This window comes from Veillonella sp. 3627, assembly GCF_003992195.1.
GTDB lineage: Bacteria > Bacillota > Negativicutes > Veillonellales > Veillonellaceae > F0422.
The window spans coordinates 65921-89024 of the sequence record NZ_RQVG01000003.1 but is presented as its reverse complement, the minus strand read 5'-3'; the positions used below and the strand labels follow the sequence as shown (position 1 = coordinate 89024).

The 23104-nt window shown below is 39.1% G+C and carries 23 protein-coding genes and 5 tRNA genes; 3 read left to right on the top strand and 25 right to left on the bottom strand.

What is annotated here, in order from left to right:
- Positions 1–257: 257 nt before the first annotated feature.
- From EO114_RS02640 to EO114_RS02600, 9 genes are all read right to left on the bottom strand, one after another.
- Positions 258–446, bottom strand: a complete 189-nt coding sequence (locus EO114_RS02640) for a hypothetical protein (RefSeq protein ID WP_009372189.1) — start codon at positions 444–446, stop codon at positions 258–260.
- Between the two features lie 258 nt (positions 447–704).
- A complete protein-coding gene (gene pth, locus EO114_RS02635) occupies positions 705–1283 on the bottom strand; it encodes an aminoacyl-tRNA hydrolase (protein WP_127061348.1) in 579 nt (192 codons plus the stop codon).
- A 1-nt stretch (position 1284) separates the two neighbouring features.
- Positions 1285–2238, bottom strand: coding sequence for a ribose-phosphate pyrophosphokinase (locus EO114_RS02630; RefSeq protein WP_009372162.1), 954 nt, complete (start codon positions 2236–2238; stop codon positions 1285–1287).
- Positions 2239–2353: 115 nt separating this feature from the next.
- Entirely contained in the window at positions 2354–3727 is a 1374-nt protein-coding gene (gene glmU, locus EO114_RS02625) for a bifunctional UDP-N-acetylglucosamine diphosphorylase/glucosamine-1-phosphate N-acetyltransferase GlmU (protein WP_127061346.1), read from the bottom strand.
- Positions 3728–4200: 473 nt separating this feature from the next.
- Positions 4201–5523 carry an MFS transporter gene (locus EO114_RS02620; protein ID WP_009372184.1) on the bottom strand — a complete coding sequence of 441 codons (1323 nt, stop codon included), beginning with the start codon at positions 5521–5523 and terminating at the stop codon, positions 4201–4203.
- Positions 5524–5744: 221 nt separating this feature from the next.
- Entirely contained in the window at positions 5745–6461 is a 717-nt protein-coding gene (locus EO114_RS02615; RefSeq protein ID WP_009372217.1) for an energy transducer TonB, read from the bottom strand.
- Positions 6462–6470: 9 nt separating this feature from the next.
- Positions 6471–6875: a biopolymer transporter ExbD gene (locus EO114_RS02610; protein ID WP_062403271.1), complete on the bottom strand. Its 405-nt coding sequence runs from the start codon at positions 6873–6875 to the stop codon at positions 6471–6473.
- A complete protein-coding gene (locus EO114_RS02605) occupies positions 6865–7479 on the bottom strand; it encodes a MotA/TolQ/ExbB proton channel family protein (RefSeq protein ID WP_009372251.1) in 615 nt (204 codons plus the stop codon). The genes EO114_RS02610 and EO114_RS02605 overlap by 11 nt, the downstream gene beginning before the upstream one ends.
- Before the next feature lie 25 nt (positions 7480–7504).
- A complete protein-coding gene (locus EO114_RS02600) occupies positions 7505–7951 on the bottom strand; it encodes an ABC transporter ATP-binding protein (RefSeq protein WP_255416548.1) in 447 nt (148 codons plus the stop codon).
- Between the two features lie 264 nt (positions 7952–8215).
- Between EO114_RS02600 and rarD the strand changes: the two genes are divergently transcribed.
- Both rarD and EO114_RS02590 read left to right on the top strand, forming a co-directional pair.
- Positions 8216–9091 (top strand): EamA family transporter RarD, encoded by an 876-nt coding sequence (gene rarD, locus EO114_RS02595; RefSeq protein ID WP_127061344.1) that lies wholly within the window; start codon positions 8216–8218, stop codon positions 9089–9091.
- A gap of 456 nt (positions 9092–9547) precedes the next feature.
- The gene (locus tag EO114_RS02590) at positions 9548–11242 is read left to right on the top strand and encodes a DUF438 domain-containing protein (RefSeq protein WP_127061341.1); all 1695 of its coding nucleotides are present in this window, start codon (positions 9548–9550) and stop codon (positions 11240–11242) included.
- 261 nt (positions 11243–11503) lie between these two features.
- Here the strand turns inward: EO114_RS02590 and EO114_RS02585 are convergent, their stop codons facing one another.
- Positions 11504–12715 (bottom strand): pyridoxal phosphate-dependent aminotransferase, encoded by a 1212-nt coding sequence (locus tag EO114_RS02585; RefSeq protein WP_240629052.1) that lies wholly within the window; start codon positions 12713–12715, stop codon positions 11504–11506.
- Positions 12684–13193, bottom strand: coding sequence for an Lrp/AsnC family transcriptional regulator (locus EO114_RS02580; RefSeq protein WP_009372185.1), 510 nt, complete (start codon positions 13191–13193; stop codon positions 12684–12686). The genes EO114_RS02585 and EO114_RS02580 overlap by 32 nt, the downstream gene beginning before the upstream one ends.
- Positions 13194–13674: 481 nt before the next feature.
- On the opposite strand from EO114_RS02580, the gene EO114_RS02575 reads away from it, so the two are divergent.
- The gene (locus EO114_RS02575) at positions 13675–14901 is read left to right on the top strand and encodes an MFS transporter (protein WP_127061339.1); all 1227 of its coding nucleotides are present in this window, start codon (positions 13675–13677) and stop codon (positions 14899–14901) included.
- Between the two features lie 75 nt (positions 14902–14976).
- On the opposite strand, the gene EO114_RS02570 is transcribed toward EO114_RS02575, so the two are convergent.
- The 14 genes from EO114_RS02570 to nadD all read right to left on the bottom strand — a co-directional run bounded on the left by EO114_RS02570 (position 14977) and on the right by nadD (position 23066).
- The gene (locus tag EO114_RS02570) at positions 14977–15321 is read right to left on the bottom strand and encodes a hypothetical protein (RefSeq protein ID WP_009372234.1); all 345 of its coding nucleotides are present in this window, start codon (positions 15319–15321) and stop codon (positions 14977–14979) included.
- 88 nt (positions 15322–15409) lie between these two features.
- Positions 15410–15498 (bottom strand) — tRNA-Leu (locus tag EO114_RS02565).
- A gap of 14 nt (positions 15499–15512) precedes the next feature.
- A tRNA-Cys gene (locus EO114_RS02560) sits at positions 15513–15587 on the bottom strand.
- Positions 15588–15594: 7 nt separating this feature from the next.
- Positions 15595–15669, bottom strand: a tRNA-Gly gene (locus EO114_RS02555).
- A 3-nt stretch (positions 15670–15672) separates the two neighbouring features.
- Positions 15673–15748 (bottom strand) — tRNA-Phe (locus tag EO114_RS02550).
- 6 nt (positions 15749–15754) lie between these two features.
- Positions 15755–15830, bottom strand: a tRNA-Asp gene (locus EO114_RS02545).
- Positions 15831–15956: 126 nt separating this feature from the next.
- Complete coding sequence (locus EO114_RS02540) at positions 15957–16547, bottom strand: MBL fold metallo-hydrolase (RefSeq protein ID WP_127061429.1); 591 nt, start codon at positions 16545–16547, stop codon at positions 15957–15959.
- Complete coding sequence (locus tag EO114_RS02535; protein WP_127061336.1) at positions 16513–18027, bottom strand: TrkH family potassium uptake protein; 1515 nt, start codon at positions 18025–18027, stop codon at positions 16513–16515. Before EO114_RS02535 ends, EO114_RS02540 begins: the two co-directional genes overlap by 35 nt.
- Positions 18028–18056: 29 nt before the next feature.
- On the bottom strand, positions 18057–19397 hold the full coding sequence (trkA, locus tag EO114_RS02530) for a Trk system potassium transporter TrkA (RefSeq protein WP_127061334.1): 1341 nt from the start codon (positions 19395–19397) through the stop codon (positions 18057–18059).
- An 11-nt stretch (positions 19398–19408) separates the two neighbouring features.
- Positions 19409–20326 (bottom strand): S1 RNA-binding domain-containing protein, encoded by a 918-nt coding sequence (locus EO114_RS02525; RefSeq protein WP_127061332.1) that lies wholly within the window; start codon positions 20324–20326, stop codon positions 19409–19411.
- Position 20327: 1 nt separating this feature from the next.
- Positions 20328–20687 carry a ribosome silencing factor gene (gene rsfS / locus EO114_RS02520; protein ID WP_009372156.1) on the bottom strand — a complete coding sequence of 120 codons (360 nt, stop codon included), beginning with the start codon at positions 20685–20687 and terminating at the stop codon, positions 20328–20330.
- A gap of 9 nt (positions 20688–20696) precedes the next feature.
- Positions 20697–21809 (bottom strand): LCP family protein, encoded by a 1113-nt coding sequence (locus tag EO114_RS02515; protein WP_127061330.1) that lies wholly within the window; start codon positions 21807–21809, stop codon positions 20697–20699.
- On the bottom strand, positions 21810–22394 hold the full coding sequence (gene yqeK, locus EO114_RS02510; RefSeq protein WP_370447302.1) for a bis(5'-nucleosyl)-tetraphosphatase (symmetrical) YqeK: 585 nt from the start codon (positions 22392–22394) through the stop codon (positions 21810–21812).
- Positions 22395–22454: 60 nt separating this feature from the next.
- The gene (gene nadD, locus EO114_RS02505; protein WP_009372176.1) at positions 22455–23066 is read right to left on the bottom strand and encodes a nicotinate-nucleotide adenylyltransferase; all 612 of its coding nucleotides are present in this window, start codon (positions 23064–23066) and stop codon (positions 22455–22457) included.
- Between the last annotated feature and the right edge of the window lie 38 nt (positions 23067–23104).

Here is a 23104-nt window from a genome sequence, read left to right as displayed (position 1 = left end):
CGGGTTTAACCACCATAGCTAATAGTCCGTCATAAGAATGTTTACAATAAGCATCCATTTGTATACATATCTTAACTAGCATCAGACTATATTGCTATGTTAATTAATATTATAACGATTTTTTTCGATATTGTCAAGCTTATTCTATAGAATAAAATATATTAAAAAAATCGACCCCAAAAAGGGGCCGATTTTCCATACTAACTTGTAATCAAAAGCGTTTACGCTAATTAAAACCGATAGTATTGAACATACAATTATTTTCTACTTTTAGATGCTAATGTAGCCAACATTGCTTCTTCAGTACGACGTCGTACTGCGTCCACTAATGGTTTAACTTCTAAAAATTCAGCATCAGTCAAACGAAATGTACGTCCTTTACGTTCAAATAAGGATTTTTTGCGACCTGCACCAGCCCGCTTGCCGCCCCAATTATTACCTTTCATGATAATGCCTCCCTCACAATAAGTAAAAATAAAGACGATTCACATTAAATACTAATTATACTGCTCTAGATTTAGTATATACTTTTATTTTCATAATTTCAAGATGAAAACACATATATAGTGAATTTATTTGATTGAATTCCTTCATCAATTCAAAAGTCATGCAAGGATTAATCAAAATCACTTTCATATACACGATATATGCAAAAGAAAAGCCAAAATAGAGCAAATGCTCTATTTTGGTTGTTTCTGATTTTTTTAACGAGGCCGTCCTTTTTTAGGATTATATAGATTCATTCCTTTATCGATACCTACTTCTACACAACCAAGAACAGCTTTCATCATAGCGTTAACGCCCTTCTTTACTGTATCCTGTTGTTCTTCTGGAAATCGTGATAATACATGATCTACAACGGTCCACTCCGGCAAAGGTCGACCAATGCCAAAACGAAAATGTGGAAAACCGTCCGTTCCTAAATGACTAATCATAGACTTGATCCCATTGTGTCCACCTGCACTTCCATTTGGTCGAATTCTAATCTTCCCAACTGGTAAGTCCATATCATCATATATAACATAAACATCCTCAGGTGTAAGCTTATAATATCGCATTAAAGGACCTACAGACTCACCACTAAGGTTCATAAATGTTTGCGGTTTTACCAACAATACTTTTTCGCCCGCTATCGTGCATGAACAGAGTTCCGCTTTATAATCTTCTCTCCATGGTGTATGACTCACTCCATCAGCAATAGCATCCACTACCATGAATCCGATATTATGACGAGTTCCCTCATAGTCCCTACCTGGATTTCCAAGTCCAACTATTAACTTCATCTTATTTATCAAACAAAGAGCTTACAGACTCTTCTCGGAAAATACGTAAAATCGCATCTCCCAATAAAGGAGCTACGGACAGTACTGTAATATTAGGTAATCGACGTTCTTCTGGAATATCAATTGTATTTGTTACAATTAACTCTTTAATGTTGGAGTTAGCAATACGTTCGCAAGCTGGATCTGTTAATACTGCATGTGTCACACAAGCGGTTACAGATTTAGCGCCAAATTCTTGTAATGCTTTCGCCCCTTCTACAAGCGATCCTGCTGTATCTACAATATCGTCAATAATGATACAGTTTTTACCTTGTACATCACCAATTAAGTTCATTACTTTCGCAACACCTGGTTGTGGACGTTTTTTCTCGATAATTGCAATTGGTGCACCAATACGGTCCGCTAAATCGCGGGCACGCGTTACACCACCAAGGTCTGGAGATACAACGATGACATCTTCCATTTTCTTTTCATTAATATAGTTTGCAATAATGGAAGCCCCCATTAAATGGTCTACTGGCACATCAAAGAACCCTTGAATTTGACCTGCATGAAGATCTACAGTTACAAGGCGAGTCACACCAGCAGTTTGTAATAAGTCTGCCATTAATTTTGCTGTAATTGGTTCTCTACCACGAGTTTTTCTATCTTGGCGAGCATATCCATAATATGGTACAACGGCTGTGATATGACGAGCTGATGCACGTTTCAAAGCATCTGCCATGATGAACAACTCAACTACATTATCATTCACTGGATAGCTAGTTGGTTGTACGATAAATACGTCTTTACCACGTACACTTTCATCAATCATGACTTGTACTTCACCATTATTGAAGCGACCTACAAAGGCTTCTCCTATTGGAAGGTCCAAATAATCACAAATTTCTTTGGCTAATGCTGGATTTGCATTACCTGTAAAAATTTTGAGTCGTTTACCATCTTCTAATGTCATGTCATTACTCCTCTAAAACAATTGACTTACAATTTGATGCACAAAGGCTCTATGTATATTGTACTTCATTTTCTCAATTTTGTGTAAACTATTTTATCATTTTTTTTACACATTGTTATTTCTTGAAAGTATCATCTGTTACCCAGTTCTCTTTGACCACTTGGCGAGCCCGTCCGAATGCTAATCCACGGTTTGGCACATTCTTCGTTATAGTGGAACCTGCAGCCACATAACTTTCACTACCAATCGTTACAGGCGCTACTAAATTAGAGTTACAACCCACAAATACGCCATCCTCAATGATAGTTCGATGTTTCTTTTTACCATCGTAGTTCACCGTGATAGTTCCGCAACCAATATTCACCTTCGATCCTACATCACTATCACCGATGTAAGATAAGTGAGGAAGTTTGGTACCTACCCCTACCACGCTATTTTTAACTTCTACAAAGTTACCAATTTTCACTTTGTCAGACAACACTGTATCTGGACGCAAATGAACAAATGGACCAATCACCGTATCGTTCTTGATTTCGCAATCATGTGCATAGGAATCATGGATATGGTTATTATCTCCTACTGTTACGTTGGACAAGCGTGTATTTGGCCCCAATATATTATTCGTTCCTACCACCGTATTGCCTTCTAGCGTTGTATTCGGATAAATAATGGTATCTGGTCCAACCACCACTTCTGGAGCAATATATGTACTATGAGGGTCCACTAGAGTCACGCCAGCTTCCATGAGCGCTAAGTTGGTGCGATTGCGCAAAATTAACTCTGCTTGTGCCAACTGCAAACGGCTGTTTACCCCTAAGGACTCATCACTATCCATAGTCATATATGCACTTACCGTTTTGCCAGCTCGTACAAGGATGCTCACCACGTCTGTAATGTATAGCTCACCTTGTGCATTGTCATCTGAAAGTTGCTCTAAACAAGGCCATAATTCTTTAGAGTCAAAAATGTACATGCCTGTGTTTACTTCGTGCACTTTTAATTCATCTAGTTTGCCATCTTTTTCTTCTACGATGCGTTCTACAGACTTAGCATCATTACGAATGATACGGCCATACCCATATGGGTTGTCCATGTAGGCTGTTAATACTGTGGCTGCCGCCCCTGTTTCTTTGTGGTGCGCCAACAATTGTTCCAATGTTTCTTGCGTTACCAATGGTGTATCACCGCACAACAACAAGATGAGACCATCATGGTTGCCCAATACAGATTCTGCTTGTTGTACCGCATGACCTGTGCCTTTTTGCTCTAATTGTGTGACGTATTCCGCACGGTCACCTAAATAGGCTTTCACATCATCGCCACCGAAACCAACGATGACCACATTACGCTGTGCCCCCACAGATTGAGCCGCTTCTAAGACACGTTCCACCATAGCTTTACCAGCTACTTTGTGCAATACTTTCGGAAGTTTAGATTTCATGCGCGTCCCTTTACCGGCCGCTAAAATCAAACCAACTAATTCACTCATATGCATCCACCTTTATTGTTGACATAGTAATAATCATATATAAATTAGCATACCATATTGCGGGAGATTTTTCGACACTAAATATAACTTTATTTTCAGTACACTCCATAAGTTCCTGTCATAGTTTTATGGATTCTATACCAAATTTTCTTCAATTTTGTTTATTTTATGTCATGAAGTACATATTTTTCATAACAATAATAGTTTTATGTCATGGACTCCAAATTCTTAATCAAAATAATGATTTTATGTCATGGGATGCAAACTTTTACTACCGTTTCTACCACAGCATGTTTTTTTATTCTCCTATCATCGATGATATAAATCTGTATACTTTCATACTGTGCACACTCAAATTTCAATACAACTACCATACATGCAATAAAGGAAAGCCTACTTTTAGGCTTTCCTTCGTAACTTTCACTAGCATATTCTACTAATGTCTATTCTTTTATTAGCATTGAAATATCTGTTTATGCTTTATCAGCAGCCGCATAGATTTTTTGTACTCCTCTATTAGATAAGTAGCAAGAGAACATACAAAGGACTACGCCCACTAGCAATGTGTAGAAACCCATGTCCCAGCCCCAATGGTCTACAACGAAACCAAAGAGTGTTGTTCCTAAGGAACTACCCACAAGGTAACTCATAAAACCACGCAAGCCCACGGCAGATCCTAAGGCAAAGGTTGGAATGACTTCCATTGCCTGTACTGGAATCATAGATTGTGGAATGTAAATCAAGCAGCCTGTAATACAAGCAAATACAGTGGCCCACAAAATACTATCAGAGTTCATATACCCAATCACACAAGCAAAGATTACCACTAAGCAATAGATTGGTAATTGCATAATGCGACCTTTGAAGTATTTGTCTACTAAGTAGCCTGCCAAGATAGTAGATGGAATAGCAGCCCATTCAAATAACATGTACGCTACACTCATCTCTGTTTTCGTAAAACCTTTTACTTTCAGTAAGTATAAAGGAATCCAGGTAATCATGCCAAAGCGTACCATGTATACGAATACGTCGATTAATACCAAATACCAAGAGTTTGGATTTTTAAATACAAAGTTGTAAAACACCTGAAATGCATTCATATTCTCTGGTTTGTCCGCTGCCATTTTAGCAGATTTTTGTCCTGCCGCTTCCTCTTGGAATACTTCCTCTACAGTTGGTAATCCTTCTTCGGTTGGGCGCTTACGAACAAAATACAAGACTAATAAGACACAAATAGCGGCCAAGATAGCTGGTACTGCAAATGTACCGATTCGCCAATGCTCTGTTCCTAAATAGCCAATCGCTACACCCACGATAGGTGCTACAATGCCGCCGCCTAAATTGTGAGACATATTCCAAATCGTACTAGCACGACCCCGCTGAGATCTAGGGAACCAATAGCCTACCGTAATAATTGACGGTCCTACACCCATCCCTTGGAATAAACCTAATAAAATAACGAGTCCGATAAATAAGGAATAATGTGTGGTGAATCCCATCAATACATTTAAGATGACGCATAAAGTCAAACCGATAGCCATAAAATACTTCGGATTTGCTTTATCTGCCAACACAGACATGAATCCTTTGCTAAGTCCGTATGTAATCAATAAGCAGCTTGATAATAAGCCTAATTGCGTTTTACTTAAATCTAGCTCACCAGATAAATACGGCAACGCTAAATTAAAATTACTACGCACTAAGTAATAGGCTGCATATCCAATCCATACACCAATCAAAGAATTCATTTGCAAGCGTAAAAAACGACTTTTTACCTCTTGACTAACAACTTCCATACTAACGCCTCCTTTACATTGTATATCATGGCATAGTATATACCTTTTTCAATTGATAGGCTAGTAGTTTATTTCTAAAAGAGCCTCACCTTTTCTTACGAAAACCTATATACCTTTCTGTTAGGAACACAAAACGCCATACAATTCTAACTACACGTAGTCAGAAGCATATGGCGCTATGTACCGCATCTATGCCAATGCATGAATGCATCTATTTAATTTTATAATGCAAAGCGATAGGTTCTCGTTGCATAGGCTCGAACTGGTCGTCCGTTTCTAGTGGCTGGTACGAAAGTCCACTGATATGCTACTTGCATAACGGCTCTTTCAAATTCAGGTTGTCCGCTGCCGCCGATAATATCTACGGAGCTAACCGATCCATCTTTTTCTACCACTAATTGAACAACTACAGTGCCTGTTTTACCTTGGCGGAGCATTTTAGGAGGGTACGGTGCTTCTACATCACTGACTAGAGATAAACTACCAGCATCGACAATCACTCCATCATCGTTGCCGCCTCCCCCGTTACCATCTCCAGCGCCTTGGCCGTCGCCATCTCCGTTACTATCACCATTTCCATTGCTAGGTCCCGTACCTTCTCCACCGCCTCCAGGATTTTCTGGAAGTGCTGATGGCGGTGCTACAATCGCTACATTTTTAGGGGCTTCCACTTTCACTTGTTCTAAAATTGCTTCTGCGTCAGCTAGATTCGTAATCGGTGGTGGAATTTCACGTTTTTCAGTATGGGGTGCTGTAATCGCTGGTCCTGCACTCGGTTGCCCTGCACTACCTTTGTCCTCATGAACCAACTGCACCTCTACAATTTCATCCGATTCTGGTATCGGTGTTTGGATATGACCCAATACGCCTAGAAGTACTACAAGACCTATATTTGTCAGTCCGGATATCACTGCGGGTATACGCCATCGTCTATCCATAGTACCTCCTTATTTACTATCTGTCGCAATGGATACTTTAACAATACCCATTTGTTTCAATGTGTCTAAGACAGTAACAAATGCGCCATATTCAGCTTTCGCATCACCACGCAAGATAACGACCATGTCATCGCCCTTCGCTTTTTCAGCTTGCAAGTAACGAATCATTTGGTCAAGCGTCACCGGTTGCGCTTCCACATAGATTTGTCCGTTACTTGTTACAGTAATTGGAATTTTACGTTGCAAGTCCACTTTCGATGCCACCGCTTGTGGTAATTGAATTGGCACAGATTTTTGTACGACCATTGTCAACATACTCATCATGAAAAATACCAATAAAAAGAAGATGATATCAATCATTGGAATAATCATGAGTTTCGGTTTAGACGTAGTCCGTAAGGATCTAAGCCGCATGGTTGTCACCTGCCAATTCCGCCATATACATAGCACTTGCATCTTCAATTTGGCTAATCAAAATATCTTGTTGTTGCACTAAGTATGTATGTAAAATTAAAGCAATAATTGCCACGATCAAGCCTGTGGCTGTAGCAATCAAGGCTTCCCCTACGCCGCCAGTGATGGCAAATGGTTGTCCTTCAGAAATGGATAATACACTGAAAGACCCAATCATACCTGTTACTGTACCCAACAAACCCAACAAAGGAGCCATGGTAACGATAGATTCAATGTAGTTCAAATATTGGCGTAATTTTGCAGATTCACTAATCGTTGCTGCTTCCAATAATTTTTCTTGTTGCTCTTTGTTGTTGCCACCACGAGCTGCTTCTGCAATGACATGCGTAGCCATACCTTTGCTTGTTTCTTTTAAAGCTTGTAAGCCTTTCCAGTTGCTTTGTTGTACTAGTGGGATAATCTTTTCACGCAATGCATTTACATCATCTAACATAGAGCGATAAAAGCGCAAGCGCTCAACGAAAACAATCACAGCAATGAAAGAACAAAGTAACAATGGATACATAACATACCCACCCTTAATAAATAATTCAAATAATTCCATGTGATATCTCCTTATAGATAAATACTTATTTCACTGTTTCCGTAAAAATAATATGAATAGAATCTTCTGTCGGACCTTCTACGATGCGACTATGTACACCATATAGGTTTTGAATAAACTCTGGTGTCAGCAACTCTTTTGGCGTCCCTGTGCCAACCACTCGTCCTTTTTCTAGGGCAACTAGACGATGACAGAATTGGGATGCCAAGTTTAAATCATGAACAGCCATCAATACAGTTACACCCGCATCACGAACGATTTCCAACATTTCCAATTGGTACTTGATATCCAAATGATTCGTTGGTTCATCCAAAATCAGACATGGGCTTTCTTGTGTTAAAGCTCTGTCCAAAATCACACGTTGTTGCTCGCCCCCTGAAAGGCTCAAGAAATTCCGTATTTCCATATGGTCCATCCCCACCTGGGTTAAGGCTCGTCTAGCTATAGTATAGTCTTCTGGATATACCTCCAAAAATTTCGTACACCCATACGAATTGATATATATGTATTGCTTTCAATACATAAAAACATACTGATTGTAATTATACTTCATCGCCTCTTCATTTTACAATATTTTTTTCAAATATAACTATATTTCATATTTAAGTCATTCTATATTATCTAAATTTATTATTTTTATGCTACCTTTAGTTTTTCATTATACATATTATTTTCCTATAGAATATGTATGCAATCTATGGTACTATGATAATTGAATACACTAAAGGAGGTATCTATGCAACAAACTAATAAAAAAGGCCTCATCACCGCTTTAGGTTGCTACCTTATTTGGGGGCTTTTACCCATTTATTGGGGACTCCTTCATCATATATCAGCCTATAGCGTATTAGCGCACCGTATCATATGGTCTGCTTTTTTCATGTCTTTTGTTGCTACCCTTTTCAACTTTCAACAATTTAAAAAGGATTGCATTCATTTAAAAACCAATGTATCTCAACTTTTGTTATTATTCACGGCATCCCTTTTGGTATCTAGTAATTGGGGCTTATACATTTGGGCCATATCTAACAATCGTGTGATGGATACTAGTTTCGGCTATTATATTAATCCACTGCTCAACGTTGTGTTAGGAGTCTTTATTTTCAAAGAAAAGCTAACGTTTGCCCAGTGGTTTAGTGTGGGCTTAGCCACTATAGGTATCATCTTTATTTCTTTACAAATGGGGAGTACGCCTGACTTGGCACTAGCCATTGCCTTAACATTTGGCCTCTATGGACTGGTAAAGAAAAAATTGCTGATCCATCCATTTACAAGTATCGCCTTTGAAGCTTGGCTCGTAGTACCATTAGCTATACTCTACACCACCTACATCGATACAAGTTCTTGGACGGCTTTTCAAAATGATTCATTCACAGCCGCTTTATTTGTAGGGTCTGGTCTCACAACATCAGTCCCCCTCGTTCTTTTCAGTTATGGCGCTCGCCTATTACCATTAAACTTATTAGGGTTCCTGCAATACATTTCTCCTACCATTGGTTTAATACTGGCCATCTTCTATTTTGGTGAACCTTTTGATATGAACAAACTAATTACCTTTTCTTTCATTTGGGTAGCCCTTGGAATCTATACAGCCTCCAATTACACTAAATAAATATAAAACAGCCTGTGCATCCGATGCGCAGGCTGTTTTCATAGCATGACCTCCGTATTGTAAGAAATATAAATACTCATCAATATCCTCATAGGGAAATGCAGATAACCCTATTGCTACTGTTTCCAATGTATTATCTAGCACTAATATTTTTAACGTATTTTTATGATACCCTAAACCTAAAACATCTTACAAAATCATTTTCTTTCTTGCAAAACTTTTATAATTCTGTATCCCTAGCAACTGAAAATTATTTTTATTTACTGTATACTAAACACATAAAAGGAATTGACTCCCCTGAGAGTACGCTCCCTATACTTTATTACGCTAGACCTATGGTATCTATATTTGTAGCAATGTCTGTATTCTTTCAGCAACTTTCAGTCAAAAAGTATCTGCAAATGATGATACCATAACAATGATTATACTAATAGTAAACACAGAAAGGACTCGCACATGGACACAATGAAACAAGCTCTTGGGCTTACAGGCAATGACAGAATGGAAGTTATGATCGATATTAAAGACCGCTTTCTCGGTGGCACCTTAGATTTAGAAACAGCTCGTACGTTATTGAAAGAAAAAATCGGCACGTGCACCCCTGATGAATTTGCCTATGGTGAACAACAATTAAAAGGTTCTTATACTGACGAAGAAATCACCCATCGTATGGATGACTTATTAGAATTATTTGATGGTATTTTAATTCGTGCGAACAATGAATATCCTGAACATCATCCATTAACAGTGTATCTAAATGAAATCAACGCCATGGAACAACAGTTAACAGAAATGGAAGCTCTGTTACAAGCACCTCACTTCATTCTCAACCCTTGGCTTGGTGTATATGATGCCCTCACTACTTGGCGCATCCATTTGGCTCGCAAACAAAATCAATTATATCCAGTCCTAGAGCGTTACGGTTTCGATCGTCCTACAAAAATCATGTGGACCTTCGACGATGCTGTTCGTGATGCTATCTCTGAAAGTAAACAACTACTAGAATCTGGACAAGAGTCTGAATTTTTAGCAAAACAAGCAGACGTCATCGATATTATCCGTGACCTCAATAACAAAGAAAAAGAAGTACTAATCCCAACAGCATGGAAGTTATTACAAGACAGTGACTTCATTACTATGAGCCAAGGTGATCATGAAATTGGGTTTGCTTTCATCGCCCCTCCTCCATTTTATAAAGGCCGTCCTGATGCGGAACCTAAGAACCTTGGAGAGGCATCTGCAAATGTGGGCCATATAACACCACAACATAATCATGCTGATGTAGAAAATCATGAAAACACCCAATTAGGTGGTACTGGTAACCCTACCGCTCTTTTACAAGAGTTAGCACAATTAGTGGGCAAGTATGGCATTAACGGAAGCCCTGAACAAATGCATGACCTAGCTGTGGGCTCCTTGACAATTGAACAAATTAAATTAATCTTCAAATTCTTACCTGTAGATATTACTTTTGTAGACGAAAATGACTTAGTTCGTTTCTATAATGATACAAAGCACCGCATCTTCCCTCGCAGCTCTAATATCATCGGTCGCATCGTACAAAATTGCCATCCAAAGAAAAGTCTACCTTTAGTACAAGAAATTATCGATTCTTTCAAAGCTGGTAGACAAGATTACGCTGAAATGTGGATTAACAAGCCGGACCTATTCATTCATATCGAATACATCGCCGTGCGCAATGAAGAAGGTCAATTTAAAGGTATTTTAGAAATGGTTCAAGATTGCACGCATATTCGTAGCTTAAGCGGTTCTCGGAAAGAACTTATTTGGGAAGGTTCTAATTCTGCGTACCATGCCGTAGACCACATCGATTACAAACATGTACGCCAAGAGGATAGTACAACTAACTCAACTGAACAAGGTACGGTGCCAGAAAGCACACCACAATCTACGGTCTATGAAAATGATCTAGTTTTAACAGGAGATACCAAACTATTCCCTCTATTTGATATAATCCCAGGTCTGAAAGATCATATGATTCATATTCACCCTAACTATAAAATGCTAAATTCTCCATTAGCTAAATTGATGAAACACAAAGCTACCTTGTCCATGGTAGCAGAACGTGGCGAAATGTCTTTAGATGCCTTAATCCAAGCAATCTTAGCTTTCAAACATAAGAATCAATAAGATATTGGGAACTGTAACAAAATATACATTTTTACATGTTGCTACAGCCCCACTTATTAAAAATATCAAAGTAGAGGAAAGTTGATGCTGTTTGTTCAACTTTCCTCTATTTTATTGCTAGGCTATTTTGTTACAGCCCATTGTATTCTTACACCTATTCTTTTCAAATACTACTAAACAGTTCGCTGAAGGACCTATGTATTGTATAAACGTTAAAAAGACAGACACAGTTTTACTGCAAAACTATGTCTGTCTTTTTGATTACTCAATCTCTTTATTTTTAATTTTTTCCAAGAATATTTCGATCCGTTTTACCGCTTCTTTGATATTCTGCAAGGAATTAGAATAGGCTACACGAACAAATCCTTCACCACAGTCACCAAAGGCATTACCTGGTACAATAGCGATGCGTTGATCATAGAGTAGTTTTTCACAAAACTCTTCCGATGTCATGCCTGTGCTCTTAATGGACGGGAATACATAGAATGCCCCTTCTGGCTCGAATGTATGAAGTCCCATACGATTAAAAGCGCTCACCAACAAGCGACGACGCATATCGTATTCTTCACGCATGTATTGGATATCTTTATCCCCATTTTTTAACGCTTCGATAGCTGCGTATTGGGACATAGACGGAGCACTCATAATACCATATTGATGCATCTTCGTCATTTGTGCAATAATCGGTGCTGGACCTGTGGCAAATCCAAGGCGCCAACCAGTCATCGCATAGGCTTTGGAAAATCCATTAATTAAGATTGTCCGCTCTTGCATACCTGGTATAGATGCAATAGATACATGTGGTTCATCACCATAGGTAAGTTCACTGTATAACTCATCGGACAAAATAAATAAGTCATGCTTGATAACCACTTCTGCAATAGCTTCCAAGTGCTCACGGCGTAATACCGCCCCTGTTGGATTATTAGGGAATGGTAATACTAACAGCTTTGTCTTCTCTGTTACAGCCGCTTCAATCGCCTCTGGAGTCAGGCGGAACTCATCTTCTTCTTTCGTGATAATCTGTACTGGTTTGGCACTACACAATTCAGCTAATGGCGTATAGCACACAAAGCTTGGCACGGGAATCAACACTTCATCCCCTGGGTTTAATAAGGTACGACAAGTTAAGTCAATGGCCTCTGAGCCACCTACCGTTACAATCACTTCTGTTGCTGGGTCATAGGACACGTGATATTTCCGTTCTAACCATTTAGCAATTTCTTCCCGTAGTTCCATAAAACCACGGTTAGGAGAATACCAAGTTTTTCCCTTTTCTAATGTATTAATACCTTCTTCACGAATATGGTAGGGCGTAGCGAAATCTGGTTCACCAATACTAAGGGAAATGACATTATCTAATTCATTAGCAATTTCAAAAAACCGTCGAATCCCCGATGGTTTAACTGCTTTAATTTCAGCATTTAAATAGTTGTCATAATTAATCATCGAATACATTTCTCCGATCTTCACGAACTCCACCCGTGTGGAACACAATATTATTATCTTTATAACGTGTTAAGATAAAGTTTGTCGTGGTGGAAAGCACTGAATCTAATGTAGATAGACGGCGAGATACAAACAAAGCAATATCACGCATGCTAGCCCCTTCTACGATAACCGTTAAATCATAGCTACCAGACATAAGGTATACACCTTGTACTTCTGGAAATTCCATAATTCGTTCTGCCACTTTATCAAAACCTTGATCTGGAGCAGGAGTCACGCCTAATTGGATAAGAGCAGTAGATTTGTTTTGGTCTACTTGTTCCCAATCAATGACTGCTTGGTACCGTTTAATAATACCAGACTCCTCAAAGGCTTGAATACGACTTGCCACATGTTCCTCTTCACTGTTAAGCATAATGGCAAGGTCGGCGGCCGACATAGAGGCGTCCTCATCTAATAAACGTAATAAACGATGATCCAATGTGTCTAATTGTACTGTCATAAGGGAGACTCCTTTCTTATGATTCACATCTATATCTTGTAAACTATAGCATTGTTATATAATTCTCAATGCTTATCTTTTTATTATAGTCAGTTTCTCTGAAAGTAGCAATACATTATATTACACCTACACAATTTAATCGCAAGATAGTCTGCTCGAAGCAAGTCTATACTGATGATCGGACTAGAGATACAACGCATCCCCTCATGTTAGTATTTCTCTCATACCAGTTTCTAACTTCGTGGATAGTCACACTCTAAAAAAATTTTATATCTGCGCTTCCCCTTCCCAATCGCCGGGAACACACTAAATTGATTTATATAATACGCTCACATCACTATTCTTACCTACTCTTTTCTCCTATGTATCCACCCATATATTGTTAACTTAGTTAAGTTCTATAGAAAATATTTATATAACCTTTACAAGATTCGAAATTAGGTATATTCTATAGAACGTATTACAAAAGGAGGAGTTATCCATGAATGCCCAATCGATACAAAATCAAGAAGAAACACTATTTAATTCTGGATTCATCAGTATTACTATCATTAATTTTATTGTCTTTTTAGTGTACTACTGCTTTGTAGTCATTACCGCTAGTTATGCTACCAAGGAACTGCACTCTACTGTCGCTGAAGCAGGATTTGCTACTGGTATTTATATTATTGGCACCTTATTCGCTCGCCTTATTATGGGACAACGCTTAGAACTTATCGGCCGTAAAGAGGTACTTCGGTATGGAGCTATTTTTTATTTCCTCACTACCCTTGCGTATCTCATTGCCAAAGATATTCTAATCTTGGATGCAGTCCGTTTCCTAAACGGTTTTGCTTACGGTACTGTATCCACCGCAGCCAATGCTGTAGTTACTGCTTACATTCCGAAATCGAAAGATGGAGAAGGCATCAATTATTATGGTCTTAGCACTAGTTTAGCAGCGGCTATTGGCCCTTTCATTGGCATGATTTTATTACCTGCCGTTGGTTTTACTTGGATTATTTATTTAGCCGTCCTATTATCCATCGGTGTTGCCATCGCTTGTTTACGATTCCCTGTACAAAATTTAGTACTATCCTCTACGGAAGCAGCCTCCATGACATCTTGGTCTATGAAGAATTTCATTGAACCACGTGTATCCTTCATCGCCTTTCTTGGATTCCTAATGGGCTTAGCCTATTCTAGCGTACTCGGTTTCCTTTCTATCTTTACCCATGAAATCGGTCTCATTACAGCAGGAGCCTTCTTCTTTGTGGTTTATGCCCTTGTGATTACCGTGACCCGTCCTATTGCAGGTCGTATCTTCGATGAACGTGGCGAAAATGCTGTCATGTATCCTAGCTATATATGTTTAACAATTGGTCTTTTACTCATCGCTTATAGCTCCAATGCAGCATTACTACTTATCTCCGGAGCCTTTGTAGGCTTAGGTTATGGTACCTTTATGTCTAACGGACAAGCTATTTGCTTGAAAGCTGTAGAACCTGCCAAAATTGGGGTAGCTCTTTCCACCTATTTTATCGGATTAGATCTCGGATTAGGCGTCGGACCTTATACATTAGGAATCTTACATGGCTTACTATCCTACAGCGGAATCTATATGGTATCTGCCATCATTCCAATTATCGTATTGATACTTTATGCCATCTACTATAAACCTGTAAAAGAAGAAGCGATTTACGAAGAGGAGATTCCTCAACATCAATAAACCTATAGATAAAAAAAGTGTCCTATACCTTATGCTATGACATACATATGCATATCGGTATAGGGCACTTTTATATTATCCTTTTGTTACAAATATACGAATTTTATTCGTTCTATCAATTAAATTAGTATCATTAAACCAAAATTTAAGAGTATCATAGCCAATATATCTTTTTATGAAAACCGTTTTCTCATTACTATAGATTATAGTTCCTAACTCATCATAACAGTTTACAATAAAATCTAAATTACAATTAAATTTACCATCCATAATTTCAAGAAGAATATAAAACGATTGTGTACTCCCTTTATCAACTTCTTGTATTCCATAGGACTGTACATTAATTTGAAAAAACTGAAATGTTTTTTCATTGATTTCAATAGCATTATATAATCGTTCTTCATCAGTAACTGTATTCATAGTCCCTCCCTAAGCACACTCATTGTATGATACTTACATTATAGTCCATTTAGACATAAAAAAATAGACCAACCGAAGTTGGTCTAAATGGTGCCGAGGACCGGAATCGAACCGGTACGGTTATCTCTAACCGACGGATTTTAAGTCCGTTGCGTCTGCCTGTTCCGCCACCCCGGCATGGGTGGAATTTGTGGAGGCGGCACCCAGAATCGAACTGGGGAATAAAGGTTTTGCAGACCTCTGCCTTACCGCTTGGCTATGCCGCCAAAAAAGTGGAGCGGAAAACGAGATTCGAACTCGCGACCCCCGCCTTGGCAAGGCGGTGCTCTACCGCTGAGCTATTTCCGCAAATGGTGCCTCAGGGCAGAATCGAACTGCCGACACACGGATTTTCAGTCCGTTGCTCTACCGACTGAGCTACCGAGGCAAGTAGTGGCGACCCCGATCGGATTTGAACCGACGATCTTCGCCGTGACAGGGCGACATGTTAACCGCTACACCACGGGGCCATTTGACTACTTTGTTAGTATACCCTATTTCATATTTCTCGTCAATACTTTTTTATATTTTTTTATAAACATTTTTTATTTCTCTGAAATCAGCTGTACAAGCCATTTCATGCATTATGGGAGTACCTACAGATATGGATTAGTCCCTAATTCATATCTCAATGTAGTACTCGAACCATGTCCAGGATATATCACATAAGATGGGTCTAAAGTCATAATTTTTTGCAATGTCTTTTCCATAGCCTTTGAATCACCATTATAAGTATTCACTTTTCCTATAGTCCCCTTAAATAAGGTATCTCCTGTAAATAAAATATGCTTATACCCAATACATACACTACCCGCACTATGCCCTGGCACCTCCCATACATGCAAAGAAAAAGGTTCTATCTGTAAAGGCCCCTCTTCTAACGCAACATATGGAGAAGTAAATCGTTCTTTATATCCCGATGGCATACGCCGTTTGACTAATAATAGTTCCTCATCTTTAGCATGCATATACACAGGGATATGGTAGGATTCTACCAACGTATCTACGGCACAAATATGATCTGCATGACCATGGGTCAGCACAATACCTACGGGTGTCACATCCTGTAATTCTTTCATGATACGCTGTCCATGAAAGCCTGGGTCAATAATAAGAGCGTATCCATTTTCTTTCAGAATATAACAATTTGTTTTATACAAGCCTTGAGGCGTTCTTACGATGTCCATCGAATCGTCCATACCCTTTCCCTGTTTTTGCAAAATATCCTCGCCAAAAACCTGGATGCAGTAATACAAGCAATGTAAACAGTTCTAACCGCCCTAACAGCATATTGATGATACAAACAACTTTAGCCAATGGAGACAGAATGGTTAATGTTTCCGTAGGTCCTAAGCTACCAAATGCAAGACCTACATTTCCTAAGGTGCCAGTCACAAGCCCTAATACATCTCCAATCGGTAGCCCTGTAGTAGATATCAACACAGAGGAAATACCAAAGATTAAGAGATAGAAAAAGAAAAACTGTTGCGTCATATGTAACCACTTAGTAGGTAGTACATGTCCATTTAATCGCACCATTTGTACCATATCTGGATGAATGGCTTTGCGCAAATGTAGGATACTACTTTTTGCTAAGATAATAATTCGAATAATCTTTATACCACCTGTGGTGGATCCACTACACCCCCCAAAGAATGTCCCCATGAATAGTACCATCTGTGCTAAGCTAGGCCATTGATTATAATCCACAATGGCAAACCCCGTACCTGTTTGCATAGATACTAATGTAAATAAGGAATTTTGAATATGAGATATATCCAAGCCCCCCGCTTCCCAGCTGAGCGCTACCAATACTAATACTGATCCAATACAGAGGGTCATCAAATACATACGATATTCAAAATCCCGCCAAATTTCTTGTATCCCCTTTTGCCAAACAGATTGATACACCGCAAAGTTTCCTCCTGCTAGCACCATAAATACCAATAATATGATACATACAATAGGTGCATCTGCATAAGCAAAGGTCCCTCCCGTCATAGGGGCCAATCCCCCAGTGGCAACGGTAGCAAATGTTAGGTTAATCGCTTTAAAATAATCTACCCCTGCCAACCACAGCAATGATGAACAAACTATAGTAAATACCATATAGGTGCGCAACAAATTTCCCGCAATAGAACGAATTCTAGGTAATACAATGCCAGGTCTTGGTACAGAGGCTTCCGCCTCAAAAAAATGAGCTGCATCAGCCCCCAAATTACGAAGAAACGCTAAGACTAAGACAATCATTCCCATGCCACCAATCCAATTCGTAAGGCCACGCCATAAAATAAAAGTTCTCGGCAATGAACTGACATCATCAATCATAGTTGCTCCCGTTGTCGTAATCCCTGATACAGCTTCAAAAAGTGCATCTACAAAGCTTGTAAAGACACCACTAAAGTAAAAGGGCAAGGCTGAAAATATAGCTGCAAATAACCAGCTTGAACTGACCACCAAGAAACCATCTCGCAAGCTATAGGAGTCTGTATCTGTTCCATAATAATACAATACGCCCCCTAATACACCAGACAGCGCGCTTGCTACAAGGAATGAATAGTATCCTATACCTTCATCTAAGATACCAAAGAAAAAAGGAACTAATATGAAGAGGGCTAGTGTAATCAATACTTGCCCCACTACTCGCATAATATTTTGAATGCGCATGAAATCCTCCTTTCTTTCATCATACTTCCTTATCCGCCTACATAGGTAAGGAGTTTATTAACATATTCTGGCAATGTAAAAATAACAATATGATCGCCTTCTAATAATTGGGTATCTCCTTTTGGCACAATTGTACGATTATCTCGCACCACAGCACCCACTAAAGATTTGCCAGGGAATTTTAAATCTTTTAAGTATTGATTCATTAAATTTGAACGATTGGTAATGCTAATCTCGATAGCTTCTGCTTTGGAACCTTCAAAGGTGGAAATATTAATTAAATTTTCTCCTTCTCGGATGAGTCTCAAAATTTGACCTGATGTTAATAACCGTGGGGAGAATACCACATCGATACCTACTTGTTCCATTAAAGTAATATATTCTAAGCGACCGACACGGACAAATGTTTTAGGAACCCCTAAATGTTTCGCTAACAGTGCTACCAATAGATTCAGCTTGTCATCATCTGTTAAGCAAATGATCACATCGTTGTCACTAATCTCTTCTGCCTGTAATAAGTCAACATCTGTACCATCTCCATGAATCACAATGGATCGACTCACTAGGGCAGCTAGTTGTTCACAACGATCTAAATCCTTTTCAATAACCTTCACATCATATCCATCAGCTTCTAATAGTAAGGTAAGATTCCGCCCTATAAGACCTGCACCAATGATGACCACCCGTTGAGTAGGACGACTTACTTCATTCAACCATACTTCCACCTTATCGATGCTTTCCTTCGCCCCTAGAAAGAATACATTATCTAGGTACTCCAAGGTACTTTTACCATGAGGAATAATCATATCGCTACCACGCATAATCCCAACTATAAGCACATTAGGGGGTAATTCCAATTTTCGCAAGGGTATTCCCGTCACATGTAAATTGTTGCGAATCTTAAACTCCACTAACCGTACAGCACCACTAGCAAAGTCTTCTACATCTAAAGCGGCTGGTGTTTTTAAAACTTTGTAAATTTCTTGAGCTGTTACCATTTCAGGATTGATAAAGAGATCAATGCCCAAACGGTCACGAATCACTGCATTGGTACCATTTTCATACTCTGTATCACGAACTCGTGCAATCGTCTTAGGAATCCCTGCCGCCTTGCCTAGCATACAAGCCAGCATATTGACTTCATCGGAGTCCGTTACAGCGATAAGCATCCCCATATCTTCAATGCCAATTTCCTGTAATAGGGAAATGCTGCTGCCATTACCTTGAACCAAGTTCACATCTAAATTATTTTCTAAATTTTTAATGCGATCTCCATTTTTTTCAATGACATACACATCATGTTGGTCTTGTGCCAATCGCTGAGCCAAGGAGTACCCTACTTTACCAGCACCTACTACCACAATTTTCATGACCTATCCCCCTATTTGATTTCCTCTATAGTAGCCGATTGTTCATCCGCCTCTAATAAAGTGGCTTGCCCTTTCTCTGTTAGCAGAGTCCACCCATCTTCTTGCACAATGAGCTCTGCTTTCATCAGATGCCCTAAGGCACGTTTAAAAGCAGCCTTACTGATGTTAAATTTATCTTTAATGATAGGTGCTGATGTACCATCACCATAAGGCATACGCCCATGTCGGTTGCCTAAATAGGTCATAATTTTTGCTCCATCTGAAGCGAGTGCCTCTTCTTTGACAGGACGCATAGAAATATTGATCCGTCCATCATCACGTTTAAAGGTAATACGGCCTTCAATGAGTTCCCCTACTTTTAAAGATCGTGTCATTTCACTGCGATGCATGAACGCAATCCATCGTTCAGGAGTAATTAAGAATGCCCCTTCGCTGGTCATGTTATAAATGGCACCTTTCACCATGCCCCCTATTTTAGCATCTGTAGCAGGTTTTGAAGCACGCCGCATCGCATCATCCACATCCATGGATACAGCTAAACGACCTGACTTATCACTATAGAGCCGAACCCAAACTTTTTCACCATTTTGCGGGCGTCCACGCATTTCTGCATGAGGCATAAAAATCCCCCGTTCTGTTCCTACTTCTACAAAACAGCCAAAGTTTGTTGTATTGATGACCTCAACATAACCAATTTGACCTTCCTTCATAGCTGGTAAACGCATACTTGCTGTCAAGCGGCCTTTGGGATCTTTGTATAGAAATACTGTCACTTCATCGCCAATCGCAACAGAACTAGTTTGTTGGTCTTTATGCAACAAAATATCGTCATTCGTATTGCCTGTTTGACCATCTAAAAAAGACCCTTGATCACTTTGACGCAATACCTTTAGCGTAGCAATAGTATTTTCTGATAAAGTACTAGCCATATTAGACTCCTTCAAAGGATTCTCTCGGTGCATCCTTCCACAATTCTTCTAAGCCATAGAAATGGCGGTATTCACCTGTAAATACGTGGGCAATGACATCACCAAAATCAAGTAAAATCCAATCTCCTTCACGATATCCTTCGCGATGTAATACGGTCATACCTTGTTCTGCACCGGCATCTTCAATGGCATCAGCTACACTTTGTGCATGTTTCACATTGTTTGCTGTAACCACTAAGAAATAATCTCCTAACATGGTAAGACCTTCCATATCCATAATGGAAATGTCTTCTCCCTTTTTATCATATCCAGCTTGCGCTAAGATTTTTACTGTTCCTAAAATATCTTGTTTCTGTTTCATTCTAACTCCTTATCTTGTTGTGGGACTCCCTGGTTCTGATTTTTCTGTATCCATAGACTTATCTTCTTTCGTAGATTTAGTCTGTTTTTCAGCATCTTTTAAAGAATCATCAGCACTATCTTTTCCAATACCTTTTGGAGTATCTCCAATCACTGGAATCACTTCAGCATCACTTGGAATATCTCCCACAGTAATTCCTACCAATTGTTGTAATTCTATAGGCTCTACATTCCAATAGTCTACATGATCAATTGTTTCTGGTGACCCTGGTAAAATATACCACCGCACTTTATCTTTAGGAAAGTCAATCACTTTTGTGATAAACCGAACACCATCCCATGTACTAATATTAGTACTAATATGACTCCATTGTCGCCACACTCGAAAAGCGGTTCCCAAGCTAACGTGATTTCGTTCTCTCTCCCACATAGTCTTTAATAATCGTTCTTGATGCATAGTCCTTGCTAATGTATCACCTTCTTGATTGACGTATCTCATATATCCAAAGGCGGTATCATTAGTCATATCTTGGTACCCTTGATGAATGTTGATATCCACTTCACCAGAAGCTGCATCTCGATGTACCATAGATTGCTCCACATATAGGCTTGGAGTTCCAAAAATGTTCATCATAGACTGGAAACTCTCTTGATCTACCACTGCATAATAGGGGATAACTATATGAAACATATCTTCCACTACGGCTTTCGTTAATTCTATTCCACCTTGTGCATACATATCATTAATTCGTTGTGGTGTATCACTGTGACGGTTAATTATTTTACTATTACTTGGTATACCAATAATCTGTAAAGTTTTTGCATCCATATTGAAAGCTATCACATATAAAGCATCTGCTTGCTGTGGTTGACTTTTATCAACGCCAACAACCAACATATAGGATGTTTTAATGGAGCTCATATCCATAGGTGTTGTATTAGTCACAACCGGCAATGGATGCGACTCTTGACTAGTAGTACTCGATTGAGATACAGCGCTCACTGCACTACCTATTCCCCATACTAGAAGGCCTACAAAAACTACTAGTAAAATTAGGGCCCCTATAATGCGTCCCCATCGCAGTCCATGTCGGCGCGGCTTTCGTCGTATATTTCGCTCCATTTATGTATCCGACCTTTCTAACAATACACTATTTCTACCTCGAATCGTATCTACATGTATACTTAACCCTTGATCAAGCAAATGACGTATCGTTCCATCATAGGCGCGAATCACAGCAGCGTTCAAATCTTTAAATGCTAACGCACGTAGTTCTTCCACACCAGGAAAATCACGATTTGGTTCAATATAATCAGCTAAAAAAATAATCTTATCTAATAAGCTCATATGGGTACTCCCTAATGTATGAACTCGAATAGCCTCGCAAATCGATTCATCTTGAATCTGCAACTCTAACTTAGCATAGGCTGCTGCCGCAGGTCCATGTAGTAATGCCCCGTTGTTAAGCATTTCTGAATCCACCGCTATCTGTGCATCCATCACCATTGTTTGCATTTCTTGTAAAGGTCTTTCTTTCATAGCATCATGCAATACAGCTGCCACTTCTGCTTTCTCTATAGAAACACCATAATGATTGGCTAATCGTCTTGCCATATCTAGCACACCTAATGTATGAGCAAATCGTTTTGGTGAAAGCCGGACTTTCACAACATTTTGTAAATCTTCTATTGTTGTTATATCTTTCACAAGCCTATACCTTTCTAGGGTTATCTATAAAAACCAGCATCAACCTAACAACAAATACCCTTATGTATTATATATTTTATGTTCCTTAATGTATTGATACACCAATTTAGGTAACATGTATCGTGTAGATAATCCATACCGCAGTCGGCGACGCAATTCCGTAGCAGATAACTTCATTTCTGGCACCTCTAATATGTGAATACGACCGCCTCGTTGAGCAAGCCATTCGATACTTTCACCAATATCAGCAGTGGCACCAGGGCGGATAGCCCCAATAAACTCACACATATCTAAGAGCTGTTCAATATATTTCCAGGTTGGTAAATTCTGAATCGTATCCGTGCCGGCAATAAAGAAAAATTCCGTATCTGATCCATACAAATCATGAAAATATCGTAATGTATCAATGGTATAAGATTTCCCATCCCGCAGCATCTCTACATCAGAAACTACAAAATTAGGATTATCCAATACTGCTACACGTACCATTTCTAATCGATATTTCGCCTCAATCACATCCGATTCCTTATGAGGAGGTTCCTTAGCAGGCACAAAAATTACCCGATTCAAATCAAATGCTTCTGATGCCATTTCTGCAATCATAAGATGGCCCAAATGAATCGGATTAAAAGTGCCACCCAAAACACCAACTCTCTTTTTCTTATCTACCATGTAACCACGCCCCTATACACACTAGAGATACAATACCT

Excerpts from the sequence above, each read along its gene's own strand:
- EO114_RS02610 (WP_062403271.1), bottom strand. The coding sequence starts at position 6,875 with ATGCGGCTTAGATCCTTACGGACTACGTCTAAACCGAAACTCATGATT.
- EO114_RS02515 (WP_127061330.1), bottom strand. The coding sequence starts at position 21,809 with ATGGAGCGAAATATACGACGAAAGCCGCGCCGACATGGACTGCGATGG.
- EO114_RS02590 (WP_127061341.1), top strand. The coding sequence starts at position 9,548 with ATGGACACAATGAAACAAGCTCTTGGGCTTACAGGCAATGACAGAATG.
- pth (WP_127061348.1), bottom strand. The coding sequence starts at position 1,283 with ATGAAGTTAATAGTTGGACTTGGAAATCCAGGTAGGGACTATGAGGGA.
- EO114_RS02630 (WP_009372162.1), bottom strand. The coding sequence starts at position 2,238 with ATGACATTAGAAGATGGTAAACGACTCAAAATTTTTACAGGTAATGCA.
- EO114_RS02575 (WP_127061339.1), top strand. The coding sequence starts at position 13,675 with ATGAATGCCCAATCGATACAAAATCAAGAAGAAACACTATTTAATTCT.
- EO114_RS02605 (WP_009372251.1), bottom strand. The coding sequence starts at position 7,479 with ATGGAATTATTTGAATTATTTATTAAGGGTGGGTATGTTATGTATCCA.
- glmU (WP_127061346.1), bottom strand. The coding sequence starts at position 3,727 with ATGAGTGAATTAGTTGGTTTGATTTTAGCGGCCGGTAAAGGGACGCGC.
- EO114_RS02525 (WP_127061332.1), bottom strand. The coding sequence starts at position 20,326 with ATGGCTAGTACTTTATCAGAAAATACTATTGCTACGCTAAAGGTATTG.
- rsfS (WP_009372156.1), bottom strand. The coding sequence starts at position 20,687 with ATGAAACAGAAACAAGATATTTTAGGAACAGTAAAAATCTTAGCGCAA.
- rarD (WP_127061344.1), top strand. The coding sequence starts at position 8,216 with ATGCAACAAACTAATAAAAAAGGCCTCATCACCGCTTTAGGTTGCTAC.
- nadD (WP_009372176.1), bottom strand. The coding sequence starts at position 23,066 with ATGGTAGATAAGAAAAAGAGAGTTGGTGTTTTGGGTGGCACTTTTAAT.
- EO114_RS02580 (WP_009372185.1), bottom strand. The coding sequence starts at position 13,193 with ATGACAGTACAATTAGACACATTGGATCATCGTTTATTACGTTTATTA.
- EO114_RS02640 (WP_009372189.1), bottom strand. The coding sequence starts at position 446 with ATGAAAGGTAATAATTGGGGCGGCAAGCGGGCTGGTGCAGGTCGCAAA.
- EO114_RS02570 (WP_009372234.1), bottom strand. The coding sequence starts at position 15,321 with ATGAATACAGTTACTGATGAAGAACGATTATATAATGCTATTGAAATC.
- trkA (WP_127061334.1), bottom strand. The coding sequence starts at position 19,397 with ATGAAAATTGTGGTAGTAGGTGCTGGTAAAGTAGGGTACTCCTTGGCT.
- EO114_RS02540 (WP_127061429.1), bottom strand. The coding sequence starts at position 16,547 with ATGGACATCGTAAGAACGCCTCAAGGCTTGTATAAAACAAATTGTTAT.
- EO114_RS02615 (WP_009372217.1), bottom strand. The coding sequence starts at position 6,461 with ATGGATAGACGATGGCGTATACCCGCAGTGATATCCGGACTGACAAAT.
- EO114_RS02535 (WP_127061336.1), bottom strand. The coding sequence starts at position 18,027 with ATGCGCATTCAAAATATTATGCGAGTAGTGGGGCAAGTATTGATTACA.
- EO114_RS02620 (WP_009372184.1), bottom strand. The coding sequence starts at position 5,523 with ATGGAAGTTGTTAGTCAAGAGGTAAAAAGTCGTTTTTTACGCTTGCAA.